Annotated in this window: 2 protein-coding genes; both read left to right on the top strand. The window is 30.8% G+C overall.

Annotation, left to right across the window (positions count from 1 at the left end; translation table 11 throughout):
* Window positions 1-4452, top strand: a 4452-nt coding sequence (locus WAX78_RS24950) for an amino acid adenylation domain-containing protein (RefSeq protein WP_336484666.1), incomplete at its 5' end; no start/stop codon positions are given.
* 19 nt (window positions 4453-4471) lie between these two features.
* Window positions 4472-11274: amino acid adenylation domain-containing protein (locus tag WAX78_RS24945; RefSeq protein WP_336484665.1), on the top strand; the 6803-nt coding region annotated here is incomplete at its 3' end.

The raw sequence follows: 11274 nt of genomic DNA, 5'->3' as shown, positions 1-11274 counted from the left end.
TATCAGAATGTAAGTGAACCAAGACAAGTGATGTTAAAGGGAAGAGCTATTGAATTTAATGAAATAGATCTTTCTCAGTCAAAAAATCAAGAAAAGGAAAAGGAAGCCTTCTTAAAAGAGGATGTTCAAAGAGGTTTTGATTTAGGAAACGATAGTTTAATTCGTGTAGCTTTCATTCACTTAGAAAATGAACCGTCTCAATTGGTAATTAGCTTCCATCATATTATAATGGACGGCTGGTGTACTTCAATTTTGATGAATGATCTGATTCAGTTCTATTCTCAATTGGAGTCAGGGGTACAAAAAAATAAAATTAATGAGAATTTATCATCTAGATATGATTATGAGAGTTATATTCGATTAACACAAAAAAACGACAAGAAAGCCGCGCGAAACTATTGGACAGAATTATTAGAGAACTATGACAATGAGTCTGTAATCAAAGGATCTATAGAAAACAATTCAATTGATGGAGAAATTCAAGTACATGAAGTTCATTTAAGTATAGAAGACACCCAAAAAATTGAAGAATTATGTCAACTTGAAAGTTTAACATTAAATACTTTTGTAGAAGCTGCATGGGGGATATTATTGCAACATTACACAAATCAAAATGATGTTGTATATGGGAAAATTGTATCAGGTAGAAATATTGATATACCTGGTATCGAAGATATGGTTGGGTTGTTTATTAACACAATTCCAATTAGAGTTGAAACAAAAAACAAAGAGACCTTTTTAAGTATGCTATCAAGGCTACAAAAACAAGCCATTAAAAGTAGTGAATTTGATTATTGTTCGTTAGCAGAAATACAATCACAATGTACAAATTTAGAGAATGATTTAGTTCACACAGTAATTGCTTTCGAAAATTATTACACTCAAGAAGGTCCACAAGAAACATCGCTTAAATTGGAATTATTAAGCGGTAGAGAAGAGACTAATTATCCTTTAACTGTAGCAGCTTATAAAGATGAAGCCTTAAAGTTTGGTTTCATGTACCAAACAGACAAGTTCACAGAAAATGATATTATTTCAATTTCTAATCATTTCGTAACAATTATCAAAGAAGCAATCACTAAAAATGATATTTTAATTGATGAAATTAATATTATTGATGAAGAAGAAAAAAATCTGGTGATCAATAGCTTTAATAATACTACGATGAATTTTGCTAATTCTAAATTAATTGTAGAAGTATTTGAAGATGTAGTGAAGAATAATCCCGATAAAGTAGCTTTAAAATTTAAAAACCAACTCGTTACTTATAAAGAGTTGAATAATTGGGCTAATTGTATTGGCTATAGTTTAAGAAATTCCGGGGTAGGTAAAAATGATGTAGTGGCATTTGTGACAGAAAAATGTAATGCAATGGTAGCTGGTATATTAGGAATATTGAAATCGGGGGCAACATATTTACCTATTGATGCATCTCATCCAAATGAACGTGTGAATTATATGCTTGATAATGCGTCAGTTAATGTAATATTGCAAGGTTCTGGAAAAATGTTGAGTTCAGAAATTTTAAATAAATATAGATCGATTACTATAGATAATACTAGTGTTGAAAGTATCCCAAACTTACAACATATAAATGATATAGAAGATTTAGCTTATATCATTTATACTTCCGGGACAACTGGGAATCCTAAAGGTGTAAAAATTAATAATAGGAATGTACTAAATTTAGTAGAATGGCAGAAAAATAATGCGGAGTTCAATAATAAAACGGTTGTCTTACAGTATTTTAACTATATATTTGATGGATCTGTTTGGGAAATATTCCCGGCCTTATTATCAGGTGTTACCTTAGAAATTGTGCCCGAAGAGTGCAGAAATGAACCTTCATCTCTAATTAATATGTTCAAAGATCGCCAATTGACAATAGTGCCGTCTCTTTTTATAGCATTAATGGATTATGCAATTGAAAATAATATGATAGAACAATTTAATTCATTCGATAAATTATTTTTAGCAGGCGAAAGTCTTCCTTTAGATGTGATAAGAAAATATCAAAATATTTCTAATGGAAAGATTGATGATGTATTTAACGTATACGGTCCAACAGAAACAACAGTTTGTTCAACTTACTATAGATTTAATTCAAAAGAAAAAATCAAAGAAGTATTAATTGGTAAGCCTATCGGTAACACAAAGTTATATATTTTGAAAGGGAATAAACTATGTGGTGTTGGGATTGAAGGAGAGCTTTGTATTGCAGGTGAAGGTGTTAGTGAAGGATATGTCAATCAACCTGAACTTACAAAAGAAAAGTTTGTTGAAAATCCATATAACCCTGGAGAACGTATTTATAGAACCGGAGATTTAGCGAGATGGACTTCAGATGGAAATATTGAGTATCTCGGTCGAATTGATGAGCAAGTAAAAATTCGGGGTTATCGAATTGAGCTTAGCGAAATTGAAGGAAAGCTCAGATTAATTAATGGTGTGAAAGATGCAATTGTGATACCTAAGATGATTAATAACAATCATGAATTATGCGCTTATATTTTAAGTGAACAAACAATTGATTTTGATTACATTCATAAAAGTTTAGAAAGAGACTTGCCCGACTATATGGTTCCGCACTATATGATGGTAGTAACAGAATTCTCGAAAACCAAGTCAGGGAAGATTGATAAAAAAGCATTGCCAGTTCCTAAATTAATCGTACAGAACAAGTATGAAGAACCTAGAAATAATATCGAACAGGTAGTGGTTGATATATTCAAAGAAGTTCTAGAGGTTTCTGAAAGAATAAGCGTTACTGATAGTTTCTTTGATTATGGTGGTGACTCATTAAAAGCTATTAAAGTCATTTCAATGCTTAGGAAAAAAGGTTATGACTGCAACATTAGAGAGATAATGGATAGGAAATCAGCGCGGAAAATCAGTGAATTCTTTGAAAATGAAAAATCATTACTTACAAAAGAAACAAAAGTAAATGTAAATTTCAATTTAGATGAATATATCTCAAAAAATTATGGAACATATATTCATAGTAAAGAAAAAGTCGTTTTGGTTGATAAAATTAAATACCGTATTCTGTTTGTGGAAAATATCACCTTAAATTTAAAGAACAGAATTTTAGAGGCGATAAACCTGAATATGGAGCCGGAGGTTTTTCCTAATTATATGCTAGATATGAAAGACTATGAAAAATTTAAGGACAATATGTTAGGGTCGGAATTTAAAATGACTCTTTCTGATAATGAGATTAGCGAAAATATTATTAGGTATAAGAAATTTGATAGAGACAGCTTACAAAAACTAATTGAAATGGATAAAATTGATTTTTATTCGCCATCTCCAATACAAGAGTATCTTTTAACATTTCCTTATTCAATTATTCAAGACGAATTTACTATTCGAGGAGCTTATCATGCTGAAGATTTCATTAAAGCTACAAAGTATTTAATCAAAGAGCATGGTTCATTAAGAAGTATATTGCTGAAAGCTAATGGATTAAATCTAATAGGTGAAATTTCAAGTGATGAAGTCCAAGGTATTGAATATGTTGATTTGAGATATAGCTCTTTAGAAACTTATGATCAAACAATGAAAAAAATTAAGTCTATTGATCATTATAAAAATATGAATGAATGGGATGTATTAAGTAATATTTTTATTGTTCATGAAGATGAAGTTACATTTAGTATTCACATATCATCACATCATAGTGTTTGGGACAAGGTAAGTTCACTGATCTTAAAAAATGAACTTATTGAAATACTCGAGAATGGACTAAAACCTAATATTTCTAGAAGTAGGTATGCTGATTATGCACAACTTTCTAACCAATTAGTAGAAAATGAGGATCAAGAACTAACTAAATTTATTTCAGAGTATGAGAATTCATTGATAACTTATTCTCGTTCAAATTATCAAAATAAAATTATCCGCGCAGAACTTGCTGTTGTAAAAATTCCAGAAGAGATATTAACCAATTTTGATGAAGAAATATGGGGTCTAATAGAAAGGATATTAGATGTAATAGTCTTTGAAAATAAACTTACTAATGGAAGTGATGTAGTTCCATTGCAATTCGTGCAAGAAGAACGAAGCAGTATTGACCATAAGTTTATGAATCAAACTGGACCTATAATTGATATGCTTCCATTAATGAAAAAATCAGATTTCTCAATACTAGATCAAATTAATCAAGTTAATGTAATGAAAAAAGTTTTTGGTTTAAATTGGCTAAATATCTTTAGAGAAAACTTTAAATTGATGGACGAAGTTTTGTTAGTTAATTATTTAGGTCTCTATGAAATGAATTACAAAGAATATATTGAAGATATAAGTTCTGATAATTATGAAGCAGCAAGAGAAATAACTTTCAGTAAATATGAAGATAAATTAATAGTTCGTTACCCAATATTTGAGAACTGTAATAAAAATATCAAAGATCTTTTACAGGAAAAAGTTAACCCATATTTACAAATTAACTAAACTGAAGGTAGTGAAAAAAATGTCCGAGAAAACATTAAATATACAAAATCCTGAAGTATTTGATAGTCAAGAAAGTTCTACTATTTTCCAAAATAATTTAATAACTTTATTCGAAAGAGAAGTAAAAAAGCATCCAGGAAAAATTGCTGTTTCTGATAAAAATACTGAGGTTTCATATCAAGAATTAGATATGAAATCAGAAATTGTTGCCAATAAAATCAGAAATGAAATTACTGGGGATGGAAAATACATTGGAATAGTAGCTGAAAGAACAGCAGAAACTATCATTGGAATATTAGGCATTATTAAAGCTGGTTTTGCCTATATGCCGATAGATGAATCATATCCAGACAATAGAATTAAGTATTTGTTGAAAGATAGTGGAACCAATTATATTTTGACGCAGCATGAAGAGAGTTTGAAGCATTTAATGCTTCAAACTCCAATATTAAACTTAAACAAAGTTGATTATTCTGATGATTCAATTAATGAAAAAGATTCTACTTTTGTGAGACCAGAAGATTTGGCATATCTAATTTATACATCTGGAACAACAGGAACTCCAAAAGGAGTAATGGTTGAACATAGGAATATTATTAGATTAGTAAAAGAGACTAATTATTGTAATTTTGAGGATGTTTCTATTTTACAAACAGGATCTTTATCTTTTGATGCATCTACTTTTGAAATCTGGGGTGCTTTACTAAATGGCGGTCATGTTCATATAGCTGAAAAAGAGTTGTTAGGTGATATAAATTTATTCAAAGATGTAATTAGAAACTTAAAAATAAATACTATGTTTATTACAACGGCTCTATTTAATCAGTTTGTCAGTTTAGATCCGGAAGTATTCAATTTATTAAAACAGTTATACTTTGGTGGGGAAGCTACGTCAGAAGAACATGTTAAGCTATTTTTAAAACATAAAAGTGATGATTTGACTTTTTACAATATATACGGACCGACTGAAGCAACTACTTTTTCATTATTTCATCCAATAAAAAAATTGGAGAAAACCAGTAATAAAACTCCTATTGGACAACCGATTAGCCATACAACTGCGTATATCTTTCAAGAAGGAGTTGAATGTGAAGTCGGTGAAGTTGGTGAATTGTATCTAGGTGGGATAGGAATTTCTAGAGGTTATTTAAATCAAGACATTTTAACTCAAGAAAAATTTGTTTTTCATCCCCAAAATCATTTAGAGCGCTTATATCGTACTGGAGATTTAGTCAAAAAATTGCCTGATGGCAATATTGAATATGTAGGTAGAATTGATGATCAAGTAAAACTTAGAGGATTTAGAATTGAACTCGGGGAGATTGAAAGTCGATTAAAAGAGATTGCACAGGTGAAAAATGCAATTGTACTTTTGACTGAGGATGCAGGAGAGAAATATCTATGTGCATACATTATTGAAGACTCAGAGATTGCTATTACTGATTTGAAAGATAAATTAAGTAATAATTTACCGGATTATATGATTCCTGCACACTTTATAAAACTAGATAAATTCCCTCTTACATTAAATGGTAAAGTAGATAAAAAAGCATTACCAAAACCAATATTTGAATATAGTGAAGAGTATATTCAACCAGACTCTGTTGAAAGTATATGTGTAGCAAATGCTTTTTCAGAAGTTCTTGGGGTTGAAAAAGTGAGCCTAAATTCAAATTTCTTTGATTACGGTGGTGATTCAATAAAAGCGATTCGCATGGTATCCAGCCTAAGAGAAAAAGGTTTTAACTTATCCATGGAGTCCGTAATTAAAGAAAAAACGGTTGGGAATATTGCTAAGACTATCGAAAAGATTCAAAAATATACAATTAATCAATCTGAAATTACGGGGATTGTTAAACTGACTCCTATTCAAAGTCAATTTTTTGAATCCAACATGGAAGAGCAAAATCACTTTAATCAGTCTGTCTTATTTGAGAGCGAAGAACAAGTTGATTCAGATATTTTAAGTCAAACTATTTTTTGCTTAGTTAAACATCACGATATGTTAAGAGCAAAGTATAGTAAAGACGGTAATCAGATTATAAAGCCTATTTCTGATTATAAAGAAAATGACTTTAATTTTCTTTTGTTTGACCTTATTCATTTAAATGAACAAAATAATATAAATGAAATGATATTAAGTGAAGGAAATAAGATTCAAAAATTATTAGATCTAGAAGAAGGACCGATAATAAAAGGGGCTATTTTTAGAACTAAAGATAAAGACTATGTACTTATCTGTGTTCATCATTTAGTAATAGACGGTATTTCCTGGAGAATTATTGCTGAGGATTTAAACTATGGTTATCAAAAAAATAGAAATGGCGAAAAAATTGAATTTCCTAATAAGACTGTTTCCTTTCAAGAGTGGAGTGAAGAATTACATAAATACAGAAATTCAGATAAATTATCTTCAGAAATCCCTTATTGGTTAGAAGTGGAAAAAAACATTCCGAACAGTCATTTTGATAATAAAGCAGTTACCGAAAAAGTTGGAACTGAGCATGAAGTATTTCAAATATCTGAAGAGACTACAAATAACCTTTTGTACAATTCACATAAAGCATATAATACAGAAATCAATGATTTATTGTTAACTGCTCTTTTCCGTACAATTAACAAGTTGACAGGTCAAACAGACATTTCTATCTTGATGGAGGGCCATGGAAGGGAATCGATTGGAAAATACGTACCAATTGATAGAACGGTTGGTTGGTTCACTACAATTTATCCTGTTTCTATAAAAGATATAGGTAAGGGCATATCAGATGATCTTTGCAATACGAAAGAAAATTTCAGGAAAATTCCAAATCATGGTTTCGGTTATTCGGTACTTAAATATTGTGGCGATAAAGTATTAAAAGATGAAATTCCGGATATTACGTTTAATTATTTAGGGAATTTTTCTCAAGAAAATAATGGGTTAGTTCTTAAAATTAAAGATACTGACCATGGTGAGCAAGTTTCAAAGTTTAATCGATTTGGAAGCCCTATAGTAGTAGATTGTGTAGTCATCGAAAAGGAATTGAATGTTACATTAATATATGATTCTGGACTATTTGAAGAGAGCTTCATTCATAAGTTGAAAGATTATTATATGAATGAATTAGATGAAGTTGTTTCTCATTGTATGTCCTCTGATGTACATTCTACACCTTCAGATAAAGGTGAATTATCTTGGTCACTATCTGAGTATAAAAATGTTGAAAGAAAATTGAAAAGCAAAAATCAAGGATTAAATCGTATTTATCCACTCACTTCTTTACAAGAAGGAATGCTTTTCCATAAATTAGAGAATCCTGATTCATCTGTTTATTTTGTTCAAAATATATTTAGACTAGAAGGAAAAGTAAATAAAGAATACCTAAGTAGAAGTTTAAATTTATTGCAAGAAAAATATCCTGCACTATCAGTTAGTATTATTCATAAAGAAGTAAGTGAGTATAGACAAGCGGTAATTACAGGAAGATCTGTAGAATTAAATGAAATTGATTTAAGTACATCTGTAAATATAAATAGTGATTTTGATAAGGTTTGCCGTTTTGATATGGAAAAAGGATTTGATTTAGAAGATGATAATTTAATTAGAGCTATTTTGGTGAAATATAGTGAGGAAGAGTATCGTTTGATTCTTAGTTTCCATCATATAATAATGGATGGATGGTGCACATCAATTATTATTAATGACTTGCTTAATTTCTATACTGAAATTAGTGCAGGGAAAGAAATTTGCCAAATCAATAATTTAGAGAAAATTGGTTCAACTTATGAAGATTTTGTGTATCTAATGCGAGAAAAAAACATTCGCAAAGGAATTGAGTATTGGAAAGAGTTATTAGAGGATTATGATAACCAAGCAATGATTTTACCATGTGGGGAAGTTGAACAAAATAATGATGAAACTGGATTGGCCAGTATCCATCTTAGAAAAGATGAAAAAGAAAAATTAGAAGAATTGAGTCGTAAACATGGAGTTACTTTAAATACGATTATTGAAGCTGTCTGGGGAATCTTATTGCAACGATATACCAATCAAGATGATATTGTCTTTGGAAAAGTCGTATCCGGTAGGAATGTGGAGCTAAAAGATATTGATAAAATGGTCGGTTTATTTATTAATACAATACCAGTAAGGGTAAAAGCAGATCGTAATGACACTTTCCTTGAATTATTGACAAGCCTACAAAATCAAGCACTTGAAAGTGGGAATTTTGATTACTGTCCTTTAAATAAAATTCAAAGCCAATGTACTGATAATGATAGCTTAATCACTACCATAGTTGGTTTCGAGAATTATTATGAGACTAATATTGAGCAGACTAAGGATTTCTCCCTTTATTTTGAGAAACTAAGAGAGCAAACAAACTATCCACTTAGTCTAGATGTATTGAATGAAGAGAATCTTACATTGAAGTTAATGTATGACGCTCAAATATATAATAGTGCTTTCTTAGCTAGGATATTAGAAAATTTACATTCGATAATTTTGAGTATTATAGAGAAACCGAATATACAGATAAAAAATATTGAAATGATTGGGGAACAAGAAAAACAGATTGTACTTTCAGAATTTAATAATACTCAGATGACATATTTGAATGATCGAAATATTATTGAAGTATTTGAAGCGACAGTTGCTAATTACCCTGACTCAATTGCACTAAGATACAAGGAAGAAACATTAACCTATAAGGAACTTAATCATTGGGCAAATTCAATTGGAGAAGAAATTAGAAATAGAGGAATAAGTAAGAACGATTTTGTAGGGATTATTTCTGAAAAATCATTCGAAATGTTTGCTGGAATTTTGGGTATCTTAAAATCTGGTGCTGGCTATTTACCTTTAGATCCAGGATATCCAATGGATAGAATTAACTTTATGCTAAGTGATAGTAATACAAAACTAGTTATAACAAGTTCTCATATTAAAGGTTTAAAAGAAAAATTTGAAAATATAAGTTTCTTAGATATAGAGGAATGCTATTCAAGTAATAAAAATAACTTATCTATTATATCAAGCACAGATGACGCTGCTTATATGATTTATACGTCAGGAACTACAGGAACGCCAAAAGGAGTTATTGTAGAACATAAAAATGTTATAAATTTAGTTGAGTGGCAAAAGAATACAGGTGAATATAGGGAAACTACGGAGGTCCTGCAATTCTTTAATTACATTTTTGATGGATCTGTTATGGAAATTTTCCCTACCTTATTAACTGGAGCAACATTGGTTATAGTTCCAGAAGAAGATAGAAATAATCCGGAAAAATTATTAGAATTGATGAGAAATAGACAAGTTATAATGGTTCAGTCAATATTTAAAATTATAGTAGATTATACAAAATCAAGCAAAAAAGAACTCTTATTTGAAAAGGTTTATCTTGGAGGAGAATGTGTGCCAATCGATTTTGTACGTCAACTCAAAGAACTGATTGGAGAAAAAATAGAGGATGTATATAATTTGTATGGCCCTACTGAAAGCACAGTTTGTTCTACTGGTTATAACTTTAATAGTAAAGAGGATCTTTCAATTGTTTTAATTGGTAGGCCAATTGGAAATACGCAACTATTCATTTTAAATGAGAATCAGCTTTGCGGAATTGGGGTTCCTGGAGAGTTGTGTATTAGTGGTGATGGGGTAGCTCGGGGATATTTAAATAGACCAGAGTTAACAGAAGAAAAGTTTGTAGAAAATCCATATCTTCCTGGCCAAAAGATGTATCGAACAGGTGATTTAGCGAGATGGACGCCAGATGGAAATATTGATTATCTTGGTCGAATAGACGAACAAGTAAAAATTCGAGGTTTCCGTATTGAATTGGGTGAAATTGAAAGTAAGCTAAGAGCACTACCTGAAGTGTCAGACGCTGTAGTGTTGGTGAAAGAAAATAATGGATCGAAGATCATTTGCGGATATATTATTACAGAGTCTTCTGTAGAGCCTGCTTATTTAAAAGAAGAACTAAGTCAAAACTTACCAGAATATATGATACCTGCATGCTTTGTTCAATTGGAAGAATTTCCGCGAACTCGAACAGGTAAATTAGATCGTAAAGCTTTACCAGACCCTAGTTTTACAGATCTAGAAGAATATATTGAACCTAGAAATGAGAGAGAAGAAGCTATAGTACAAGTTTTTCAAGATGTGTTAAATATTGATGGATTAATCGGAATTGATGCGAATTTCTTTTCATTAGGTGGAGACTCTATTAAGGCCATCCGAATTATTTCTAAGTTAAGAGAAAAAGGATATAGCTTAAAAGTTCCAGATATTATGGACAAAAAAACACCTCGAAGAATCGCACAATGCGTTCAAGTGAAAGAGGAAGTGCTAGAGATTGACCAATCGGAAGTTATAGGAGAAGTTCCACTGATTCCAATTCAAAAAGCGTTTATGGCTCATAAAGGAATGGACAAGCATCATTTTAACCAATCCGTGTTCTTACAAATCCCTACGGGATTAGCGCTTCTACCTTTGAAGCAAGCGTTAAGATCGCTAATCATTCATCATGATATGTTAAGAGCTACTTATAGAGATGGGAAACAAATCGTTCTATCTGTAGCGGATAGTGAATTTGTAGCGGTAGAAAGCTATGATTACACCGCATTCCCATTAGAAAAAGCGTATGCCATGGTTGATGAACAGTCTACTAAAATTCAAGCTAGTATGGATTTGGAAAACGGTCCGCTTTTAAGAGCTGGAGTCTTTCAGCTGCAAGATGGTGATTATCTTCTTTTAAGTATTCATCATTTAGTGGTAGATGGAGTTTCTTGGAGAATCTTGATAGAGGATCTTAAGGTAGCCTATGAAGCTGCTAA

The organism is Bacillus yunxiaonensis, assembly GCF_037104695.1.
GTDB lineage: Bacteria > Bacillota > Bacilli > Bacillales > Bacillaceae_G > Bacillus_A > Bacillus_A yunxiaonensis.
The sequence above is the reverse complement of the archived record's forward strand: the minus strand, read 5'-3'. Positions and strand labels throughout refer to the sequence as shown.